The following is a 21,879-nucleotide window of genomic DNA, read 5'->3' on the forward strand; positions in this document are numbered from 1 at the left end:
CTGTTTCATTATTAATGAAATTCCGGGCGTGCGAATTCACCCGGAACGCTATTTATGGCGTTGTTTGAGAATCGCGAATTATTCCGTGCTTTTCGACAACTGAGGGTTCAATACCTCAATAAACGCTTCCAGTTGCCTTGTCATTGCCCCTCTGCGCCAGACCAGCCACGTATTCAGCCAGCGCCAGTTTTCGCTTAGCGGCCAGGCGTGGACCTGATGGTGTCCTGGCATGCTCTCCAGCATCGAACGCGGGATCAGCGCGATACCCGCACCGGCAATGACGCAAGCCAGCATGCCGTGATACGACTCCATTTCATGAATGGTGCCGGGCATTGCGCGATCGGTATGAAACCAGCTTTCAAAATGGCGACGATAGGAACAGTTGGCGCGAAAGGCGTAAATGCTGCAACCGTTAACGTCGCTGGCCCGCTGGATAGGGGGATGACCGTGCGGAGTGACTATCATCATCTCTTCACGGTAGACTGGCATTCCGTCAAGACCTGGATGAGTAATTGGGCCGTCGACAAAGGCGGCGTTCAGCGTCCCGTCGAGCACGCCGTCCAGCATCGTGCCTGAAGGACCTGTCGCCAGCGCAAACTGAATTTTGGGGTAACGCTGATTGTATTCAGCCAGCGTGGCAGGGATCCGCACAGCGGCAGTACTCTCGAGCGAGCCAAGAGAGAACAACCCCTGCGGTTCATCGCCGGCGACGACCATTCTCGCCTCGTCAACCAGGGCGAGGATCCGCTGGCTGTAGCGTAAAAAATTGTGCCCGGACGGGGAAAGCCGCAAACGCTGATTTTCACGAATAAACAGATCGACGCCAAGGTCGGCTTCAAGCTGGCGAATACGGGTGGTGAGATTGGATGGCACGCGATGCACCTTCGCGGCGGCCTGCGTAATACTGCCTGTCTCCGCGACGGCGTTGAACATTTCCAGTTGCGTCAGATCCATAATGTTCTCTGTTCGTGAATGGTGTGGTTAATATTATTCATTTTTCAGAAAGAGTAAATATGCGCATGATATGACCATACCCTGCGATAAAGAGAGGCACTTATGACTATCACAGCAGCAACACATGCGATTTCCGTTAACCCTACCAACGGTGAAAGGTTGGCGGCAATGCCGTGGGCCAGTACTGAAGAGATTGCACATGCGCTGAGCCTTGCCGCGAATGGCTACCGCGAATGGAAACACACTGCCGTTGAGCACCGTGCGCAAACGCTGCGTCATATCGGGCAGGCTCTGCGTCATCGCGCCGAAGAGATGGCGCAGTGTATCTCACGTGAAATGGGGAAACCCATTAAGCAGGCGCGTGGTGAAGTTGCCAAATCAGCCGCATTGTGTGACTGGTACGCCGAACATGGACCGGCGATGCTCAACCCGGAACCTACGCTGGTGGAGAACAACCAGGCGGTGATTGAGTATCGCCCCGTTGGAACTATTCTGGCGATCATGCCGTGGAACTTCCCGCTCTGGCAGGTACTTCGCGGCGCCATTCCAATTCTGCTGGCCGGAAATGGCTATCTGTTAAAGCATGCGCCAAACGTAACCGGCTGTGCTGCGATTATCGCGCAGGTTTTTGCTGATGCGGGCGTTCCCGCGGGTGTTTACGGTTGGGTGAATGCCGATAACGCCGGGGTAAGTCAGATGATCAATGACCCGCGTATCGCGGCGGTAACGGTGACGGGCAGCGTTCGAGCCGGTGCGGCGATTGGTGCTCAGGCGGGTGCGGCGTTGAAAAAATGCGTGCTTGAACTGGGGGGTTCCGATCCGTTTATTGTCCTTAATGATGCTGACCTCGATCTGGCCGTTAAGGCGGCGGTCGCCGGTCGTTATCAGAACACCGGACAGGTTTGTGCGGCAGCAAAGCGCTTTATTATCGAAGAAGGAATTGCGGCAGAATTTACGGCTCGTTTTGTGGCGGCCGCGAGCGCGCTCAAAATGGGCGACCCGCTGAACGAAGGAAACGATCTGGGTCCGATGGCAAGATTTGATCTGCGCGATGAGCTGCATCAGCAGGTCGAAGCCTCCCTTGCCGAAGGCGCGCGGTTACTTCTCGGCGGGGAAAAAATCGCGGGTCAGGGCAATTACTATGCCGTGACGGTTCTGGGGGATGTCACCCCGGAGATGACGGCTTTTCGTCAGGAACTGTTTGGCCCGGTTGCAGCGATTACCGTTGCAAAGAATGCGGAACATGCCTTAGCGCTGGCTAATGACAGTGATTTCGGCTTATCAGCCACGGTGTTCACTGCGGATGAAGCTCTGGCGCAGAAGATGGCGTCACGCCTGGAGTGTGGGGGCGTATTTATCAATGGTTACAGCGCCAGCGATGCCCGCGTTGCATTTGGCGGCGTGAAGAAAAGTGGTTTTGGCCGCGAGCTTTCACACTTTGGTCTGCATGAGTTTTGTAATGTACAGACCGTCTGGAAAAACCGCCTCTGATGGTGTGGGTGCCTCCGACGGGGGCACCGGCCTTAAATTCTGCAATGTTTCTGTCTACGGCATGAATCTCACCCGCTCATGCAGACCGTGGCCAGATTCCGCCTTCCGGCCTGACGCTGCGTATTCAGCTCTGTTATACTCGCAGGCCTTTCATACCTGCGAACAAGGAGCATGTTGTGGCCAGGGCCATGGACAATTCAATTTTAGAGACCATTGTGCAGCAGGTTCGTCCGCTGATTGGTCAGGGTAAAGTCGCTGATTACATTCCTGCCTTAGCTTCTGTCGACGGTTCAAAACTGGGTATTGCTATTTGCACCGTCGATGGGCAGCACTATCAGGCGGGGGATGCGCAAGAGCGCTTTTCTATTCAGTCAATTTCAAAGGTGCTCAGTCTGGTCGTGGCGATGCGTCACTATCAGGAAGATGAGATCTGGCAACGCGTCGGCAAGGATCCTTCCGGGCATCCTTTTAATTCCCTGGTGCAGCTGGAAATGGAGCAAGGGATCCCACGCAATCCCTTTATCAACGCCGGGGCGCTGGTGGTTTGCGATATGCTGCAAGGACGTCTGAGCGCACCGCGTCAACGGATGCTGGAAGTGGTACGGGCGTTAAGCGGCGTTTCGGATATCGCCTATGATGCGACGGTGGCGCGTTCTGAGTTTGAGCACTCGGCGCGTAACGCGGCTATTGCCTGGCTAATGAAGTCCTTTGGCAATTTTCACCACGACGTGACCACCGTTTTGCAAAATTACTTTCACTACTGCGCACTGAAAATGAGCTGTGTGGAACTGGCGCGCACGTTCGTCTTTCTGGCGAATCAGGGACATGCTTTTCATCTTGCTGAGCCCGTGGTGACGCCCATGCAGGCCCGACAGATCAACGCGCTGATGGCGACCAGTGGCATGTATCAGAACGCAGGGGAATTTGCCTGGCGAGTGGGCTTACCGGCGAAATCTGGTGTGGGGGGCGGTATCGTGGCTATCGTGCCTCACGAGATGGCGATTGCCGTCTGGAGTCCGGAACTGGATGCGGCGGGAAATTCGCTGGCGGGTATCGCCGTGCTGGAGCAATTAACGCAACAACTGGGGCGCTCGGTTTACTGATGAACACGCTCGATCCTCTTTTTGCCCGGCTGGCGAAATCAACGTTTCGCTCGCGATTTCGCCTTGGCCAGAAAGAAAGGCAGTATTGTCTGGATAAAGGCGCGCCGGTTATCGAACAACACGCCACGGATTTTATTGCCAAACGGCTGGCGCCCGCGTTTCCTGCCAATGACGGTAAGCAGACACCCATGCGCGGGCATCCGGTATTTATCGCTCAACATGCTACGGCGACCTGTTGTCGGGGATGTCTGGCGAAATGGCATGATATCCCTCAGGGTGTGGCGTTAAACGATGAACAGCAGCGTTACGTTGTCACGGTTATCTATCACTGGCTAGTGATCCAGATGAACAAGCCATAGATAACATAATCCTATGATATGACTCCTTGTGTTGTGCAATTGTTAAAAGCAGTATGAAGGGGTCATTCTAAGGAGAAAAAAATGGCTTCCTGTAAACCCTGCTTTGTGCTGAGCGCGGCCCAGATTCTGTCGAGAATCGATGAATTCAGCGACATCCTTGAAACATGCGTCAATGATGGCGCCTCTGTCAGCTTTATGCTCCCTTTTAGTGGTGATAAATCACGGCCTTTCTGGATGAGCGTCGCGCAAAGCGTTGACCGTGGAGAAAGGATTGTTCTGGGTACGCAGAACGCACAGGGAGTGCTTGTCGGTACCGTCCAGCTCATTATCGATCAACCCGAAAACCAACCTCATCGTGCTGATGTCGCCAAGCTGCTGGTTCACCCCTCAGCGCGGCGCGGTGGTGTTGCCCGGACGTTGATGAACGAACTCGAAAACTGCGCGCGTCAGCAAGGGAAAACGCTGCTGGTGCTTGATACAGCGACGGGCAGCAGCGCTGAGTTGTTCTACCACAATTGTGGATGGCAAAAAGTAGGGGTGATACCGGACTATGCAAAAATGCCTGACGGGAAGCTGACCGGGACCACACTTTTCTACAAAACTCTCTAATTTTTCGCCGGGGATTGATCAAAACAGGGTTTCAATGTATTAAAGTTTGCTAACCTATTGGACCAATTCAATCAGGTTGTATGACTAATTAAAAAGGGAACCCATTGTGCAAACACTAAATCGTCGCGATTTCCCCGGTGCTCAGTATCCTGAACGCATTATTCAGTTTGGTGAAGGAAACTTCCTGCGCGCCTTTGTTGACTGGCAAGTCGATTTGCTGAACGAACATACCGATCTGAACGCTGGTGTAGTCATTGTTCGTCCCATCGAAAGTACCTTCCCGCCATCGCTGAGTACGCAGGATGGTCTCTATACCACCATCATTCGTGGTTTGAATGAGAAGGGCGAGGCCGTAAGCGATGCCCGTTTGATCCGTTCGGTTAACCGCGAAATCAGCGTCTATAGCGAATACAATGAGTTCCTGAAGCTGGCGCATAATCCAGATATGCGTTTTGTGTTCTCCAACACGACTGAAGCGGGCATCAGCTACCACGCGGGCGATAAGTTTGAGGATGCACCGGCGGTGAGTTATCCGGCTAAACTGACCCGATTGTTGTTCGAACGCTTCAGCCATTTTAATGGCGCGTCGGATAAAGGCTGGATTATCATTCCTTGCGAACTGATTGATTACAATGGTGATGCGCTGCGTGAACTGGTCCTGCGCTACGCTCAGGAGTGGGCGCTGCCAGAGGCATTTATTCAGTGGCTGGATCAGGCCAACGCATTTTGCTCCACGCTGGTGGACCGCATTGTTACCGGTTATCCGCGTGACGAAGTGGAGAAACTGGAAGCTGAGTTGGGCTATCACGATGCCTTCCTCGACACTGCAGAACACTTCTATCTGTTCGTTATTCAGGGACCGAAGTCATTAGCTGCAGAGCTGCGTCTGGATAAATATCCGCTTAATGTCCTGATTGTTGATGACATCAAACCGTACAAAGAACGAAAAGTGGCGATTCTCAACGGCGCACACACCGCACTGGTTCCCGTTGCCTGGCAGGCAGGGCTGGACACCGTGGGCGAGGCGATGAATGACGCAGAGATTTGCGCCTTCGTTGAAAAAGCGATTTATGAAGAGATCATTCCGGTACTGGATTTACCCCGCGATGAGCTGGCGTCTTTCGCCAGCGCGGTGACCGGTCGATTCTGCAATCCGTACATCAAGCATCAGTTGCTGTCTATTGCCCTGAACGGCATGACTAAATTCCGTACCCGTATTTTGCCGCAGCTGCTGGCAGGGCAACAGGCCAGCGGCAAACTGCCGGCGCGCCTGACGTTTGCGCTTGCCGCGCTGATTGCTTTCTATCGTGGAGAGCGTAACGGTGAGGCTTATCCGGTCCAGGATGATGCGCACTGGGTGGCACGTTTTCAACAGCTGTGGTCCCAGCATCATGACCGCCAGATAAGCACCGACGAGTTAGTCAAATCGGTACTGGGCGTTAAAGAACACTGGGAACAGGATCTGACTCAGGTTTCCGGACTCGTGGAGCAGGTTTCAGCCGATCTGGATACCATTCTGGCCAAAGGCATGCGTGAAGCCGTTAAGCCATTGTGCTAAGAAGACAACCCGGCTCAGGCCGGGTTTTTTATAGAACATTCATTAGTTACAACATACTATTGTTTATTAATAACTACACCGTTCTGTAACTCCGGTGCGCGGTGGTTCTGGCAGCGCAAAAGTTGTTTAGTTAATGTTGCGATTAACTTGCAACATTGATCATGATCGCGTCTAATGTGATGGATTTCACATTTTCCCGAAGAAAACCATGATCGTTCGCCCCCAACAACACTGGCTACGCCTAATATTCGTTTGGCATGGGTCAGTATTATCCAAAATCTTTTCACGACTGCTGCTAAACTTCCTGCTCTCCATCGCCGTTATTATCATGCTTCCGTGGTATACGATGCTGGGAATCAAATTCACCCTGGCGCCATTCAGCATTCTCGGCGTGGCGATTGCAATCTTTTTAGGTTTTCGCAATAACGCCTGTTATTCACGTTACGTTGAGGCCCGACACCTGTGGGGGCAGTTGATGATTGCTTCCCGATCGCTACTGCGTGAGGTAAAAACCACCTTACCGGACGACGCCGAATTAGGGGAGTTTGTTCGTCTGCAAATCGCGTTTGCCCACTGTTTACGCATGACTTTACGTCGAAAGCCGCAGGCAGAGCCGTTGGCGAAGTACCTCAGCGAGAAAGATCTGCAGACGGTATTTGCCTCACAATCTCCAGCAAACCGCATTTTGTTGTTGATGGGAGAGTGGTTGGCCGTGCGCAGGCGTAATGGTCAACTGTCAGACATATTATTTCATAGTTTAAACAATAGGTTAAACGATATGTCTGCGGTACTGGCTGGTTGTGAGCGGATTGCGAATACGCCGGTCCCGTTTGCTTATACTTTGATCCTTCATCGCACGGTATACCTGTTTTGTATCATGCTGCCATTCGCGTTAGTGGTGGATCTGCACTACATGACACCGTTTATCTCTGTGCTTATTTCCTATACATTTATCTCGCTCGACACGCTTGCAGAAGAGCTTGAAGATCCGTTTGGCACAGAGAACAATGACCTGCCGCTGGATGCGATTTGCAATGCGATCGAAATTGATTTGCTGCAGATGAACGATGAAACAAATGTGCCAGCAAAACACATGCCTGATAAGCATTACCAACTAACTTAGTTACGTTCGTTTTGCCACCAGGCTGGCTGCATATCGGAAAACGAATGAAACTCAGGTGCCAGGTCTTCATCGTTAGGATCATCAAAAGCCCCGGCTAAAAGTGCAATTACCGGGGCGTCATCAATAGCGCCCACGGAACTGCCGCACTGAGGGCAAAAGGCTCGACAACTCGTTTCTGACGAGCGCCAGGTTGTCGGTTTTCCGGCTTTTCCCGTCCATTCTACATTTTCTGCATCAAACTCAATCCAGACGACGGTCGGTGCGCCCGTATGTTTCCGGCATATATCGCAGGAGCAGGTATGGGAATTATTAGGACTGCTGGCCGTGAAGCGGATCGAACCACAAAGACACCCACCAATGTAGACTTTAGACATAATAACTCCCGTCAGAAACACGTGGCAAGACACTAGCAGATGCCTCGCATTGTCACTAGATCCTTATGTTAAAAAGGCGAGGGCGCTCATAGGCGATCCTCTATTCCTGTGATCTATCTGATGATAAATGCTTAATTATTGCGGCGCGCAACAATAAACAATCGGGGAAATGCCAGTAAAATTTTGCCATTTTCCTGCAGTGGATATTGCTCCTGAAGTAGTTCGTGGTAGCGCGCCAGATACTGACGTTGCTCGCTTTCTCTCAAATCCTGTAACCAGGGGCGCAGGCCTGTAGAACTTACCCAGTCGATAATTGCTTGATGAGAATCCATAATGTGATAATACGTGGTGCGCCAGATATCCACCTCACAGCCAGTTTCGGTCAAAATATCATAGTAGGCATGTACGCCAGGCAGTGGCGCACGGCCCCGGTCCGGGAAACCCTGTTCATAAGCCACTTCGCGCATCAGAACATGCGTGGGTTCCAGCCAGTTATCCGGCATTTGTACGGCCAGAACGCCGTTGCGACCCAGCAGCGATACCAGGTTCGGCAATAGTTCATAGTGATCGGGTACCCATTGTAAAGACGCATTTGCGTAAAGCAGATCCACAGGATGCTCGGGCTGGAACTGACTGATATCCGCTTCAATAAAATGGCATTGCGGTAATGCGTTGCGCGCTTCATTCAGCATGGCGGGTGAGGAATCAACCCCGGTTATTACAGCCGAAGGCCAGCGCTGATGCAGTAATGCCGTGCTGTTTCCCGGACCACAGCCAAGATCAACAACTGAACGAACACTCTCTAACGCCACTCTGTTGAGTAATTCCGCTGCGGGTCTTGAACGTTCAGTTTCATATTGCAGATAAAGCGAAGGGTTCCAGTCAGCCATGAATGAATCTCCAGTATGAGAGAAAAAGGCAGAAAGGGCCGCATAAGTCCTTGCCGGTGAGCCATTTCATTTAGAAGATTATATGATAATGAAGGATAAGGGCAGAAATATGCCAGGAAGACAGATTGGCATGTCTGTGGTTTGCCTGCGTGAACTACAGTTATCAGTTTTGATGTTCAGTGAGTGATGTGGCACAGGTCGAAAATGGTTAGCGCTGGTAACGGCATTTGAAAAGAGGTTTGACCATCATTATCGAGCAGCACAAGGATTACCATAAAGCATCAGATTCTACCTTACTCAACACTAGTGCGCATAATGTATATTATGTTAAATGCAATTTGGTATTTGATGAATGCTTAGTTCATACCCCTTAACTGACGCCGTTCCATCAAATCCTTACCCCTCCCTTATCTGCTATGGTAAAAAGTTTTCGTCAGATGACCCCGAATGCAGATCCCTCTTTAGCCATTCTTAGTTTGGCGGTTCCGGTTGGTACACAGTGATGAAAAACGATAAGGTCAGAGCTGTTGTCGCCTTCGAGTCAGGAAGCCAGGAAGCGGTTTTTTCATTCCTGGAAAAGCTCCCCCTGCTAATCCTGACTGAAAACTGCTGGACATGACTGTCTGCCTTGAGCAAAAGCAGACAGCCACTTTGATTTTCTACCGTAAATTTTTTCTTTTTTTATAATCAATGTATCGGGCTAGATATTTTTGTAACAACTTTATAAGTTAAAGATCTGCCGCAATAACAGATTCCTTTATTTATAATTAGAGGTTTGCAACGTTGTGATAGACTTTTTGAACATCATCGTCATCTTCAAGGGCATCTACGAGTCCTGCAAAGATTTCTAAATCTTCTGGTGAAAGTTCAACTTCTGATTGAGCAATCATTTCTAATTCTGTTGTTGAGAATTCAGTAATCCCAGCGGCTTTCAGGGCTGCAATTCCTTTATGAAGGTCTGTAGATTCAGTATAAATAACGATGTTTCCCTCTTCTTCGGTTACATCGCGAACATCTACATCAGCATTAAGCAAAATTTCAAAAATATGGTCAGGATCTGTTCCTGCAAATACAATCACCCCGGTATTGTCAAACATATAGCTGACAGCACCTGCCGCTCCGATATTCCCGCCTTTTTTATTGAAAATTGAGCGGACATTAGCAATCGTACGGTTAACATTTGACGTCAATGTTTCAGCGATAATCAGTGAACCACTTGGACCAAAGCCTTCGTAACGCCCTTGCACGAACGTTTCATCGCTGCCGCCTTTGGCTTTATCAATTGCTTTATCAATAACGTGTTTAGGAACCTGTGCTTGTTTCGCACGTTCAATAACGAATTTTAAAGCTGAGTTTGATTCTGGGTCTGGTTCACCTTGTTTGGCAGCAGCATAGATTTCTACACCGAATTTTGCATATATATTAGACGTTGCACCGTCTTTAGCAGTTTTTTTAGCAACAATATTTGCCCATTTACGTCCCACTGGAATAGTCTCCTCAGAAATTCATTTACATTACATGCAGATTAATAGCCTGCAAATTTTTCCGCAATATTATATCATGATATGTAAACTCTCGTCCATGAAAAACAAAATATCCATGTTTTACTAAATGTTACTTTAATTTTATCAATGGTTAACATTATGGATATATTATTTTTGTTTTTTTAGAACTTTTGTTTTTTTAATTTTAATAGTCGAATGACAGCAATAATACATAAATAAAGAGAAGCTGAAGTAACAATCCAGGTATAAATACCTACTTAAGATTAATGAACGCATCTAATCCAGATCTTTTCTTCAGCAATGTTTGGCTGATGTTTACTTCTTAATCATGAAAGCCTGAGGAACAGATGCCATTGCTGGTCGCCCCGCTTTCTTGTAACCTTCTTCCCGTTGCACTACTGACAAAATCTGGAACCACTGAACTGGACTTCATATGAATGCTCATATTTCTAAAGACCCTTTACATGGCGTAACGCTTGAAATGCAGGTCAATGCACTGGTTGATCGTTATGGTTGGGCTGAGCTGGCGCAACGCATTAATATCAACTGCTTTAAAAATGAGCCGAGCGTTAAATCCAGTTTGAAGTTTCTGCGCCGCACGCCCTGGGCGCGGGCAGAAGTTGAAGCGCTGTACCTGGATTCACTGCATGATCTGGCCTCAAGTAACACCACCGAACCGGCGTTCGATCCCTGGGCTAACAGCCGCAACAAGAAGAATTAAGAGCAAAATCTGATGTCAGCATCCGGTTTTATTTCAGCAAATTATCAGAAAAAACTGGCGAATATTCTCGCCCGTTCCCGAGCCAGGCTGCCGCGAACCAACATGAAATGGTTCGCGCTGCTCGTAGGCAGTATGTTGCTACTTGGCAGCTGTTCTTCACAGCCGCCAGGTTCAAAAATCACCCCACAGCCCCCGGTAGGCAAACCACAGCAGAGCAAGGAGCCGGTACGCGGTATCTGGCTGGCAACGGTTTCGCGTCTTGACTGGCCGCCGATTTCATCCGTCAACATCAGCTCGCCTGCCGTTCGTATCAGCCAGCAGCAAAAGGCGCTGACGGACAAGCTGGATAACCTGAAACGTCTTGGTATTAACACCGTTTTTTTCCAGGTGAAGCCCGATGCCACTGCGCTGTGGCAATCTACAATCTTGCCGTGGTCAGATACCCTGACCGGTAAGATTGGTCAGGATCCGGGTTACGATCCGTTACGGTTTATGCTCGATGAAGCGCATAAACGCGGAATGAAAGTCCATGCCTGGTTTAACCCCTACCGCGTGTCCGTGAACACTAAACCGGCAACGGTTACCGAATTAAACAACACGCTGTCACAGACGCCTTCCAGCGTTTATGTCCTGCATCGGGACTGGATCCGTACCTCGGGCGAGCGTTTTGTGTTAGATCCCGGTATTCCCGAAGTGCGTGACTGGATAACCAGCATCGTGGCGGAAGTGGTTGAGAATTACCCGGTTGACGGCGTGCAATTCGATGATTACTTCTATACCGAGTCTCCCGGCTCTGCGCTCAACGACAGCCAGACCTTCAGAAGATACGGCCAGGGATTTGTCTCCAAAGCTGACTGGCGGCGCGATAACACGCAACGCCTGATCGCGCAGGTTTCACGAACCATTAAGAAACTCAAACCTGAAGTTGAATTTGGCGTCAGCCCTGCGGGCGTGTGGCGCAACCGTTCGCACGATCCGGCGGGCTCCGACACGCGCGGCGCGGCAGCCTATGATGAATCGTATGCGGACACCCGCCGCTGGGTGCAACAAGGCTTGCTGGACTACATCGCCCCGCAGCTGTACTGGCCTTTTGCCCGCGACGCGGCGCGTTACGATGTGTTGGCGAAATGGTGGGCAGATGTCGTCAAATCAACCAACACCCGCCTGTATATTGGGGTGGCGTTGTACAAAGTCGGTGAGCCGTCGCGAAAAGAACCTGACTGGACGGTCAAAGGCGGTGTGCCGGAGCTGAAAAAACAGCTCGATCTGAACGAGTCTGAACCGCACATTAACGGCACAATTCTGTTTCGCGAAGATTACCTTAATCAGCCGCAAACGCAGGAAGCCGTGACCTATATTCGCAGTCGTTGGGGGCGTTAATGGTCGTCCGAATTAGATTTATAACGCAAGAGCGCCCGGTAATACGGACGCTCTTAACCGATCCATCAGGCAACTGAAGGCTCAGGCAATCTGAATGATGAGACCAGCATCGCCAGCTGTTCCGCCTCCTCTTTCAGCGCCTGCGTTCGCGCGGCGGCATCATCTATTAACGAGGCGTTTTGCTGAACGGTGCTGTCCATTTCGGTAACGGCCAGCGTAACTTCGGAAACACCCTTGCGTTGTTCTTCACCCGCAACGCGTATTTCCCCCATCAACTGACGTACCTGACGTACATTACTGACCAGTTCTCCCAGACGTTCGCCCGCATTGTGAATTTGCTGACTTCCGCTACCTACATGAGAAACGGATTCATCAATCAATGCTTTTATTTCCTGCGCGGCAGTGGCGCTGCGCTGGGCCAGCGTACGCACTTCGGAGGCCACAACGGCAAACCCTCTCCCGGCATCACCTGCTCTGGCGGCTTCAACCGCGGCATTCAGGGCGAGAATATTGGTCTGGAACGCAATGCTATCGATAACCGCGACAATTTCCACCATTCTGCCGGATGAGGCACTGACGTTATCCATTGTAGAGATAACACCCTGCATAACATCGCCGCAGCGGTTGGCCGTTTGCGCGGTGCTATCAGAGAGTTCATCCGCCAGTTGTGTATTACTGGCATTTTGATGAACGGTCGCATTTAACTGTTCCATCGCCGCTGAACTCTCTTCCAGCGCAGCGGCCTGTTGCGTCACGCGAGATGAAAGTTCCATATTACTGTCTGCCAGGCTGACAGCGTTATTCGCCACCACTACGCTACTGCTTCTGACAGTGATCAGAATGGCTGAGATTTTATCGACGAACAAGTTAAACGCTTCGGCGATAGCGGAAATCTCATCTTTGCCACGCACATCCAGGCGACGGGTAAGATCGCCTTCTCCCTGCGCAATATCATCGAGAGCCTGACGGGTATCATCGAGACGTGAAATCAGTCGGCGAACCACCAGCCAGGATCCCACCAGCAACAGGGTCATGATCGGGATCAACACTTCCAGCACGTCCTGCATCATCACTTTGGCAAGGCCGACGATACGCGATTCAGGCGTCGCAAGACCAACAACCCAACCGGTATCCGCCATCGGGAACAGCATCACCCGTGAAGCCGAATTCAGGACGTTATCATTTGCAAGCGTAACTGTTTTCACCCCGTCCGCTGGGCGCAGAGATTTCAGACCGTTTTCCACCGGGATAAGCCATTGCGCGCTTTGCGCCAGATCGTTAATGGTTTTATATTTCGCCAGATCGGCCTGCGGGAAATAGAGGATTTGTCCCTGCTTGTCCACCATAAACGCGTAACCACCGGTGCTGTTTCCCTGCTGCTGCATGAAAGTGGCGACGTTATCCAGGCGAATATCGGTGGTGGCGACACCGGCAAACTTGCCCGCCAGTTGATAGGGTACGCTGCACGTCACCATGTTGACGCCTGAACTGGCGTCCTGGTAGACATCAGACCATAAGCAACTGTTTTGTGAATGTCCTTTAGCATGCTGATACCAGTTTTCATTGTGGTATCCGCTTGACCCTTCGACGTTATAGTCGTTGGAATACACCAGTTTACCTTCAGCATTACGCGCCCAGAAAAAGCTTCTTTTCTCCACACCTGCGGTGAAAGCGTCTGGTTCTGGCCAGATACCGCCGCCGGTAATAATCGAATCTTTATCTTCACCAATCAGATGCGGAACGACGCTTTGATAAAGAGATTCATCATTTGGCAGCACCTCAGCCAGTCGTGACAAGCTGACGGTCTCACCTTCAATTCGGGACAATACGGTACTCAACTGGCGGGTTAAACCTTGCCCTGTTTCTTCGATCAGGGCGGTGTTGATTTCAACGACGCGCGGTTGACCACGCCAGAGCATAATCACCACAATAACAAAGGTCGTGACTGCAAGCAGCAGAATGCCGCCGATGGTTAAACGCGTTGAAATACGAGTAGGATACCAGGCCATACAAACTCCTTCTGCAAAAGGCTAACTTTTATCCAGTATCGGCACAGGCGTTTATATCTTTATAAAGTTTTCTTAAGTATCACAAAATAAATAGGTGACATTGTCACAAATAGCAAAACCCAGCACTTTGGCTGGGTTTTAATAATGACTTAATCTTATTTGGATAATTCTTTTTTGATTTCGTCTTTTATTTTGCTTAATTCGCTCTGCGGATGTTTTTTACAAAGTTCAACGGTCAGAGGAACTGCAGTAGTCACGGTTTCGTTATAGTCTACGTAATCGCCACCCTTGAAATCTTCGTCTTCATTGAGCACCCAGAAAGCCACCGGGGCCATAGTTTGCGGGTTCAAATCAATAAACTCCTGGCAATTCATGCCTTTTGGAGTCACTTCAGTTTTAGCGTTATCAGTTGCTGCATTGACGCTGACACTGGTTAACAGCGCTGCGACCAGAATACCTGCTGTAGAAAGGGAGAATTTATTCATTGTAGTACTCCATTTATAATATAAATAATATCTACACTTGCGCTTCAAACCGTTAATGTAGTTCGCAAAAAATAATACCCCTAACGTCATAAGAATAAAGATTGCCACCATTGATATGGCTGAAATTTATATTTCACATTACTGATTCTGATGTCTGGGCGTAAAACGTGCCCACAATGTGATCGTTCCGACGAAATCAGCAGATTCATACCCCTCTTCCCCTGTCGCTGCACCAAAACTGAACTACGCTGCACAAATGTTGATCATTAGTTAATGGATATGGGTTGATTTTTAACAAAAATGGTCAGCGTGCCGCTGTTACCAACATGGCACGCGTCCTGCATTGTTAATTTGCTAACAGTGACCCGTACTCTGACAAACAATTAACAGCGAGAAGGTAATGACAGCGAAACCGGAGTTATTTACCCGTATAGAGCAGACCTTTAGCCAACTGACGCCCAGCGAAAAGCGCGTGGCCGGGTGGCTGTTAGCCCATGCTGTGCAGATCCTGAAACCGCGGATGGTATTGCTAAAGCGACCGGAACCAGCGGCATTACCGTTGGACGCTATCTGCGTAAACTGGGCTTTCGCAATCTGGAAGATGCAAAAGCCAGCCTGCGGGAGCTACCCGTCGTCGCCTATCAACCCTGGGGGATGAACGAGCGGTTGGACTCCTGGCACCAGCAACAAAGCCTGCCAGATCGCGCGCAGCAGTCGCTGTTACTGGAAATCGACGCCATTACCTATGTCTATCAACTCGCGCAAGGCGAAACGTTTTTACGCATAGCGCAGCGGCTGGCACATGCGGAAGCCGTGTATATCCTTGGGATCCAGTCCACCCGCGGGATCGCTAACGCCTTTTTCAGTCACCTGGAATACCTGCGGCCTAAAGTCAGCTACTCCGAAGGTCTTTCCGGCAGTTGGGTCGAGTCGCTGAATTCAGGATTCACCCAGCCTTACGTGGTGATTACCGATATGCGCGCCTATTCCGCTATCTCGCGACAATATTGCCGCGTTGCCACAGAACGCTGCATTCCGCTGGCGTTAATCACCGATGTGTGGTGCCCGTGGGCCAGAGACTATTCCATTGACTTACTTCAGGTGAAAACTGACACCGGACATTTCTGGGACTCACTGGCTCCGGTGAGCTGTCTGTTCAACTTATTACTCTCTGCGGTGGTGGCACAACTGGGTGACTCCCTCGCAGAACGCCTGCAAACCAATCGCCAGTTACAACAACAATTTGGTCAATTCGAACAATAAACAGGAAACGTGCTATGTCAGAAACCCCAGAACTGGTCGATCTGTCGGTGATATTCCCGTCGCTGCATATCGATCTTAAATACGCTACGGCAGACAACATTACCGGCGCCCCTATCTACCGGGAAGCTCGTTGCCTGTTGCACACCGAGGCGGTCACTGCGCTGGCGAAAAGCATCAGTATTGCGCAACTGGCGAGCCTGAAACTTGTGGTATACGACGCGTATCGCCCGCAGCAGGCGCAGGCGGTGCTGTGGAATGCGTGTCCAGATCCTCAGTATGTTGTTGATGTGGCGATAGGATCCAATCACAGCCGCGGGACGGCCATTGACGTTACGCTAATGGACGATCGTGGCAATCTTCTCGATATGGGCGCCGGCTTTGATGAGATGCACGACCGTTCCCATGCCTGGCACCCTTCTGTTCCTCCGGCTGCGCAGCGCAACCGCCTGCTGCTCAATGCCATTATGTTCGGCGGCGGTTTTGTCGGTATCACCAGCGAGTGGTGGCATTTTGAATTACCTGATGCCGCCCGCTATCCGCTGCTTGACGATCAGATAGATTGTTACACTGTCACACCCATAACAACACAACATTCCCTTTAATTCTGGAGCCTGGTTATGAAGACTACACCTGCGTTAAACGCGTTTTTTCGCCCCGCTCTGATAGCCGTTGCGCTGGCGTTTGCCCTGCCCGCTGCGCAGGCCGCCGTTCCCAAAGATATGCTGGTGATCGGCAAAGCTGCCGATCCGCAGACGCTCGATCCCGCCGTGACCATCGATAACAACGACTGGACGGTCACCTATCCCTCTTATCAGCGGCTGGTTCAGTACAAAACAGATGGCGGTAAAGGCTCCACGGAAGTTGAAGGCGATTTGGCCAGCGGCTGGAAGGCCTCTGACGACCAGAAAGAGTGGACGTTTATCCTGAAAAACGATGCCAAATTCGCCGACGGAACGCCGGTGACGGCTGATGCGGTAAAGCAATCTTTTGAACGCTTGCTCAAAATCGGCCAGGGGCCTGCAGAAGCGTTCCCGAAAGATCTGAAGGTCGAGGCTATCGATAACAATACGGTGAAGTTTACCCTCAGCCAGCCATTTGCGCCGTTCCTGTATACGCTGGCCAATGACGGGGCCTCAATTATTAACCCGGCCGTCTTAAAAGAGCATGCCGCAGACGATGCCCGCGGATTCCTGGCGCAGAACACGGCAGGCTCCGGTCCCTTCATGCTCAAAAGCTGGCAAAAGGGACAGCAGTTGGTGCTGGTTCCTAACCCATATTATGCCGGTGCAAAACCGGCGTTTAAGCGGGTTTCGGTAAAAATCATCGGTGAAAGCGCCTCTCGCCGTCTGCAATTGTCGCGGGGTGATATCGACATTGCCGATGCGCTTCCGGTTGACCAGCTTGCCGCCTTAAAACAGGAAGGCAAAGTTAACGTGGCGGATTATCCCTCGTTGCGCGTGACCTATCTGTATCTGAATAACAGTAAAGCGCCGCTCAATCAGGTGGATTTACGCCGCGCCATCTCGTGGGCCACCGATTATAAAGGCATGGTAAACGGGATCCTGAGCGGCAACGGTAAGCAAATGCGAGGTCCGATCCCTGAAGGCATGTGGGGTTTTGACGACAAGGCCATGCAGTACAGTTTCGATGAAGCCAAAGCGAAAGCGGCGTGGGAGAAAGTTGCCACCAAACCTGACAGCCTGAGCTTCCTGTACTCGGATAATGATCCCAACTGGGAACCTATCGCGCTCGCGACCCAGGCAAGCCTTGGCAAACTGGGCATTAAGGTCAAGCTGGAAAAACTGGCGAACGCCACCATGCGTGACCGCGTGGGCAAAGGAGATTACGACATTGCCATTGGCAACTGGAGCCCTGATTTCGCCGATCCGTACATGTTTATGAACTACTGGTTTGAGTCAGATAAGAAAGGCTTGCCGGGTAACCGTTCATTCTATGAAAACGGTGAGGTCGATAAGCTGCTGCGTAGCGCGCTGGCCACGACCGATCAGGTTGCCAGAACCAATGACTACCAGCAGGCGCAAACTATCGTGATTGATGAAGCCGCCTACGTCTATTTATTCCAGAAAAACTATCAGTTGGCGATGAACAAAGACGTCAAAGGATTTGTATTCAACCCCATGCTGGAACAGGTCTTCAATATCTCCACCATGAGTAAATAAGCCACGTTAATGCGGAGCCGCTCTGGCTCCGCAAGGGGAAGCTAATGACGTTCTGGAGCATTTTACGCCAGCGATGCTGGGGACTTATTCTGGTGGTTATCGGTGTTTGCGTAATCACTTTTATTATTTCGCACCTGATACCTGGCGACCCCGCGCGGCTATTGGCGGGCGATCGCGCCAGTGATGAAATTGTCGAAAATATTCGCCAACAGTTGGGGCTGAACCAGCCGCTGTATGTCCAGTTTTTTCGCTATGTCAGCGACATTTTTCACGGTGATTTAGGCACTTCTATTCGCACCGGACGTCCGGTGCTGGATGAGCTGCGCATCTTCTTCCCGGCCACCCTTGAGCTGGCTTTCTGCTCCTTGTTGCTGGCGCTGGTTATCGGTATTCCTTTGGGCATTTTATCTGCGGTCTGGCGCAACCGCTGGCTTGATCACCTCGTTCGCCTGATGGCGATCACCGGTATCTCCACGCCAGCATTCTGGCTGGGGCTGGGGGTTATCGTGCTGTTTTATGGTCATCTGCAAATTTTACCCGGCGGTGGACGTTTAGACGACTGGCTGGATCCGCCAACTCACGTCACCGGGTTCTATCTGATTGATGCACTGCTGGAAGGCAATGGCGAGGTCTTTTTCAATGCGCTTCAGCACCTGATCCTGCCATCACTGACGCTGGCCTTTGTGCACCTGGGGATCGTTGCCCGCCAGATTCGCTCCGCCATGCTGGAGCAACTGAGTGAAGATTACATTCGCACCGCTCGCGCCAGCGGGTTGCCGGGCTGGTACATCGTGTTGTGTTACGCGTTGCCAAATGCGCTTATCCCCTCGATAACCGTTCTCGGCCTGGCATTGGGCGATCTGCTCTACGGTGCGGTTCTGACTGAAACGGTCTTCGCCTGGCCGGGAATGGGCGCCTGGGTGGTGACGTCGATTCAGGCGCTCGACTTCCCGGCGGTAATGGGATTTGCCGTGGTGGTCTCTTTCGCCTATGTGCTGGTTAACCTGGTGGTGGATTTACTCTACTTGTGGATCGATCCACGAATTGGACGCGGAGACGCACAATGATGCTCACACAAGAAACGCCAGCCGCGCCTCAGACAGCACGCCGTCGCACGGACTGGGCTAAACTGTTCTGGATGATGAAAAGCAGCCCGCTGACGCTGGTTGGCGGGGTCATCATTGTGTTGATACTGCTGCTGATGGTGCTGTCGCCGTGGATAACCCCTCACGACCCTAATGCCATCAATTTGAGTGCGCGCCTGCTGCCCCCGTCAGCCGCTCACTGGTTTGGTACCGATGAAGTCGGCCGCGATCTGTTCAGCCGCGTTCTGGTGGGTAGCCAACAATCGGTCGTTGCGGGGCTGGTCGTGGTGGGTATCGCCGGGGGATTGGGTTCGCTGCTGGGCTGTTTGTCTGGCGTAATGGGCGGACGCGCCGATGCAATTATTATGCGAATAATGGACATTATGCTGTCCATTCCCTCGCTGGTGCTGACGATGGCGCTGGCCGCCGCGTTGGGTCCAAGCCTGTTTAACGCCATGCTGGCGATTGCTATCGTACGTATTCCGTTTTATGTGCGCCTCGCACGCGGTCAAACGTTAGTAGTGCGCCAGTTTACCTATGTGCAGGCGGCGCGGACCTACGGCGCATCACGCTGGCATCTGATTAGCTGGCACATTTTACGTAACTCTCTGCCCCCGCTAATTGTGCAAGCGTCGCTGGATATCGGCAGTGCGATCCTGATGGCCGCCACGCTCGGATTTATCGGTCTGGGCGCACAGCAGCCCAGCGCTGAATGGGGAGCGATGGTCGCAATAGGCCGTAACTATGTGCTTGATCAGTGGTGGTATTGCGCTTTCCCCGGCGCCGCCATTCTGATTACCGCCGTAGGCTTTAATCTCTTTGGCGATGGTATTCGCGATCTGCTTGACCCGAAAGCCGGAGGAAAACAGTCATGACACAACCCGTGCTGGAAATCGAAGATTTGCATTTGAGTTTTCCCGGCTATAAAGCTGACGTGCATGCGCTTAACCATGTATCGCTGCATATCAACCGCGGAGAAATCGTTGGCGTGGTTGGTGAGTCCGGTTCCGGTAAGTCCGTGACGGCCATGCTCACCATGCGTCTGCTGCCGGAAGGCAGTTATCATATCCACCAGGGACGCGTTTCGCTGCTGGGGGAAGATGTGCTCAATGCCAGCGAGAAGCAAATGCGCCAATGGCGCGGCGCACGCGTAGCGATGATCTTTCAGGAACCCATGACGGCGCTGAATCCGACCCGACGCATCGGTCAGCAAATGGTGGAGGTTATCCGCCATCATCAGGCGTTAAGCCGCACGGATGCCCGTCAGAAAGCCATCGCTTTACTCCAGGAGATGCAAATCCCGGACGCGGCGGAAGTCATGAAGCGTTTCCCGTTTGAGCTTTCCGGCGGGATGCGCCAGCGCGTAATGATAGCGCTGGCCTTTTCATGTGAACCGGAGCTTATTATTGCCGATGAACCGACCACCGCTCTGGACGTCACGGTGCAACTGCAGGTGCTGCGTTTGCTGAAGTTAAAAGCGCGAGCCAGCGGGACAGCCGTGTTATTTATCAGCCATGATATGGCGGTGGTTTCACAGTTATGCGACCGGTTGTACGTCATGTATGCCGGAAGCGTGATTGAGAGTGGCCCAACGCAAACCGTTATTCAACGCCCGATGCATCCCTATTCCATTGGTCTGCTGAAATGCGCGCCGGAACACGGCGAGCCGCGCGCATTGCTGCCCGCCATTCCCGGCACCGTGCCGAACTTAACCTGCTTACCGACGGGATGCGCGTTTCGCGAGCGCTGCTTTGCCGCTGGCCCCCGTTGTGAAGAAACACCTGCGTTACGCAGTCAGGGAGGCGGGGATCAACAATCTGCCTGCTGGTATCCGCAACTGGAGACAACACATGTCTGATTTTTTACTGGCGCTGCAGAATGTTCATGTCAACTTCCCTGCGCGTAAAAACTGGCTCGGCAAGGTAACGGAACGGGTGCATGCGCTCAATGGTCTGGATTTAGAGATCCGTCAGGGGGAAACGCTGGGGATTGTTGGCGAGTCCGGCTGTGGAAAAAGTACGCTGGCGCAACTGCTGATGGGGATGCTGAAACCCAGTCAGGGCAACTATGCACGCCGTGGTGACAAGCAGCATACCGGTATGCAAATGGTCTTTCAGGATCCCCTTTCATCGCTGGATCCGCGCTTACCGGTATGGCGGATTATCACCGAACCGGTGTGGATCCAAAAACGTCCTGCAGAACGTGAGCGCCGTATGCTTGCTGAAGATTTGGCGCGACAAGTGGGAATTCGTCCTGAATATCTCGACCGCCTGCCGCATGCGTTTTCCGGTGGACAGCGCCAGCGTATTGCCATCGCCCGGGCGTTGTCATCAGAGCCGGACGTGATTGTGCTTGATGAACCTACTTCGGCGCTGGATATCTCCGTGCAAGCACAAATTCTCAATCTGCTGGTGTCATTGCAGGCGCGCAGAAACCTGACCTACGTGCTGATCTCGCACAACGTGTCGGTGGTCCGCCATATGAGCGACCGCGTGGCGGTGATGTACCTCGGGCAAATTGTTGAGCTGGGCGATGCGCAGCAGGTACTCACGCAGCCCGCCCATCCCTACACGCGGTTATTGCTGGATTCGGTCCCTAAAACGGGAGCACCGCTGGCGGAGGATTTGGTGTTACGGAAAACCGAACTACCGGGGAACCGAACGCTGCCCCAGGGTTGTTTTTTCCGTGACAGATGCCCACTGGCGACCAGCGGCTGTGAGAAGAAACAGGCATTGCTGAAAAGTGATAGCGGTGGTGAAGTTCGCTGCTGGCGGGCGGTTGCATGAGCTG

20 protein-coding genes and 2 pseudogenes are annotated in these 21,879 nt (G+C 51.8%); 16 read left to right on the top strand and 6 right to left on the bottom strand.

The window, feature by feature from the left end; genetic code table 11:
- Window positions 1-78: 78 nt before the first annotated feature.
- Window positions 79-954, bottom strand: coding sequence for a putrescine utilization regulator PtrR (ptrR, locus tag BZK42_RS03845; RefSeq protein ID WP_080858770.1), 876 nt, complete (start codon window positions 952-954; stop codon window positions 79-81).
- A gap of 102 nt (window positions 955-1,056) precedes the next feature.
- Here ptrR and sad point away from each other — a divergent pair, with 102 nt between their 5' ends.
- From sad to BZK42_RS03875, 6 genes are all read left to right on the top strand, one after another.
- Window positions 1,057-2,445 (top strand): succinate-semialdehyde dehydrogenase, encoded by a 1,389-nt coding sequence (sad, locus tag BZK42_RS03850; RefSeq protein WP_080858771.1) that lies wholly within the window; start codon window positions 1,057-1,059, stop codon window positions 2,443-2,445.
- A 176-nt stretch (window positions 2,446-2,621) separates the two neighbouring features.
- A complete protein-coding gene (glsB, locus tag BZK42_RS03855; RefSeq protein ID WP_016153077.1) occupies window positions 2,622-3,548 on the top strand; it encodes a glutaminase B in 927 nt (308 codons plus the stop codon).
- Complete coding sequence (locus BZK42_RS03860; RefSeq protein WP_016153078.1) at window positions 3,548-3,907, top strand: DUF4186 domain-containing protein; 360 nt, start codon at window positions 3,548-3,550, stop codon at window positions 3,905-3,907. Before glsB ends, BZK42_RS03860 begins: the two co-directional genes overlap by 1 nt.
- Window positions 3,908-3,988: 81 nt before the next feature.
- A complete protein-coding gene (locus BZK42_RS03865; protein WP_047359048.1) occupies window positions 3,989-4,516 on the top strand; it encodes a GNAT family N-acetyltransferase in 528 nt (175 codons plus the stop codon).
- Between the two features lie 106 nt (window positions 4,517-4,622).
- Window positions 4,623-6,074 carry a tagaturonate reductase gene (locus BZK42_RS03870; protein WP_080858772.1) on the top strand — a complete coding sequence of 484 codons (1,452 nt, stop codon included), beginning with the start codon at window positions 4,623-4,625 and terminating at the stop codon, window positions 6,072-6,074.
- Between the two features lie 208 nt (window positions 6,075-6,282).
- Window positions 6,283-7,197 (top strand): bestrophin family protein, encoded by a 915-nt coding sequence (locus BZK42_RS03875; protein WP_046276379.1) that lies wholly within the window; start codon window positions 6,283-6,285, stop codon window positions 7,195-7,197.
- Here BZK42_RS03875 and BZK42_RS03880 read toward each other — a convergent pair.
- Both BZK42_RS03880 and tam read right to left on the bottom strand, forming a co-directional pair.
- Window positions 7,194-7,571 carry a GFA family protein gene (locus BZK42_RS03880; protein WP_016153082.1) on the bottom strand — a complete coding sequence of 126 codons (378 nt, stop codon included), beginning with the start codon at window positions 7,569-7,571 and terminating at the stop codon, window positions 7,194-7,196. The genes BZK42_RS03875 and BZK42_RS03880 overlap by 4 nt on opposite strands.
- A gap of 131 nt (window positions 7,572-7,702) precedes the next feature.
- On the bottom strand, window positions 7,703-8,461 hold the full coding sequence (tam, locus tag BZK42_RS03885) for a trans-aconitate 2-methyltransferase (protein ID WP_016157955.1): 759 nt from the start codon (window positions 8,459-8,461) through the stop codon (window positions 7,703-7,705).
- A gap of 478 nt (window positions 8,462-8,939) precedes the next feature.
- Between tam and BZK42_RS29625 the strand changes: the two are divergent.
- Window positions 8,940-9,041 (top strand): annotated as a pseudogene (locus BZK42_RS29625) (alpha/beta hydrolase); the annotation flags it as partial.
- Between the two features lie 187 nt (window positions 9,042-9,228).
- On the opposite strand, the gene BZK42_RS03890 reads toward BZK42_RS29625, so the two are convergent.
- Window positions 9,229-9,945 (bottom strand): YebC/PmpR family DNA-binding transcriptional regulator, encoded by a 717-nt coding sequence (locus BZK42_RS03890; RefSeq protein WP_016153084.1) that lies wholly within the window; start codon window positions 9,943-9,945, stop codon window positions 9,229-9,231.
- A gap of 454 nt (window positions 9,946-10,399) precedes the next feature.
- Here BZK42_RS03890 and BZK42_RS03895 point away from each other — a divergent pair, with 454 nt between their 5' ends.
- Together BZK42_RS03895 and BZK42_RS03900 are read left to right on the top strand one after the other, a co-directional pair.
- Window positions 10,400-10,687 (top strand): VF530 family protein, encoded by a 288-nt coding sequence (locus BZK42_RS03895; protein WP_065554450.1) that lies wholly within the window; start codon window positions 10,400-10,402, stop codon window positions 10,685-10,687.
- Window positions 10,688-10,699: 12 nt separating this feature from the next.
- Window positions 10,700-12,067 (top strand): glycoside hydrolase family 10-like protein, encoded by a 1,368-nt coding sequence (locus tag BZK42_RS03900; RefSeq protein ID WP_080858773.1) that lies wholly within the window; start codon window positions 10,700-10,702, stop codon window positions 12,065-12,067.
- A gap of 65 nt (window positions 12,068-12,132) precedes the next feature.
- Here BZK42_RS03900 and BZK42_RS03905 read toward each other — a convergent pair whose 3' ends face one another.
- Together BZK42_RS03905 and hdeB are read right to left on the bottom strand one after the other, a co-directional pair.
- Window positions 12,133-14,076, bottom strand: a complete 1,944-nt coding sequence (locus BZK42_RS03905; RefSeq protein WP_080858774.1) for a methyl-accepting chemotaxis protein — start codon at window positions 14,074-14,076, stop codon at window positions 12,133-12,135.
- A gap of 155 nt (window positions 14,077-14,231) precedes the next feature.
- Window positions 14,232-14,561, bottom strand: coding sequence for an acid-activated periplasmic chaperone HdeB (gene hdeB / locus BZK42_RS03910; protein WP_003019999.1), 330 nt, complete (start codon window positions 14,559-14,561; stop codon window positions 14,232-14,234).
- Between the two features lie 400 nt (window positions 14,562-14,961).
- On the opposite strand from hdeB, the pseudogene BZK42_RS03915 reads away from it, so the two are divergent.
- The 7 genes and pseudogenes from BZK42_RS03915 (at window position 14,962) to BZK42_RS03945 (ending at window position 21,875) form a co-directional block, all read left to right on the top strand.
- Window positions 14,962-15,824 (top strand): annotated as a pseudogene (locus BZK42_RS03915) (MurR/RpiR family transcriptional regulator).
- A 14-nt stretch (window positions 15,825-15,838) separates the two neighbouring features.
- The gene (ddpX, locus tag BZK42_RS03920; protein ID WP_080858775.1) at window positions 15,839-16,426 is read left to right on the top strand and encodes a D-alanyl-D-alanine dipeptidase; all 588 of its coding nucleotides are present in this window, start codon (window positions 15,839-15,841) and stop codon (window positions 16,424-16,426) included.
- 15 nt (window positions 16,427-16,441) lie between these two features.
- Window positions 16,442-18,004, top strand: a complete 1,563-nt coding sequence (locus BZK42_RS03925) for an ABC transporter substrate-binding protein (protein WP_016153090.1) — start codon at window positions 16,442-16,444, stop codon at window positions 18,002-18,004.
- Window positions 18,005-18,048: 44 nt separating this feature from the next.
- Window positions 18,049-19,071, top strand: a complete 1,023-nt coding sequence (locus BZK42_RS03930) for an ABC transporter permease (RefSeq protein WP_016153091.1) — start codon at window positions 18,049-18,051, stop codon at window positions 19,069-19,071.
- Window positions 19,068-19,964, top strand: a complete 897-nt coding sequence (ddpC, locus tag BZK42_RS03935; RefSeq protein ID WP_049281776.1) for a D,D-dipeptide ABC transporter permease — start codon at window positions 19,068-19,070, stop codon at window positions 19,962-19,964. Before BZK42_RS03930 ends, ddpC begins: the two co-directional genes overlap by 4 nt.
- A complete protein-coding gene (locus BZK42_RS03940) occupies window positions 19,961-20,947 on the top strand; it encodes an ABC transporter ATP-binding protein (protein WP_075848212.1) in 987 nt (328 codons plus the stop codon). Before ddpC ends, BZK42_RS03940 begins: the two co-directional genes overlap by 4 nt.
- Window positions 20,940-21,875: an ABC transporter ATP-binding protein gene (locus BZK42_RS03945; protein WP_047359106.1), complete on the top strand. Its 936-nt coding sequence runs from the start codon at window positions 20,940-20,942 to the stop codon at window positions 21,873-21,875. Before BZK42_RS03940 ends, BZK42_RS03945 begins: the two co-directional genes overlap by 8 nt.
- Window positions 21,876-21,879: the final 4 nt, after the last annotated feature.

The sequence above is a fragment of the Citrobacter braakii genome (genome assembly GCF_002075345.1).
GTDB classification, from domain to species: Bacteria; Pseudomonadota; Gammaproteobacteria; order Enterobacterales; family Enterobacteriaceae; genus Citrobacter; species Citrobacter braakii.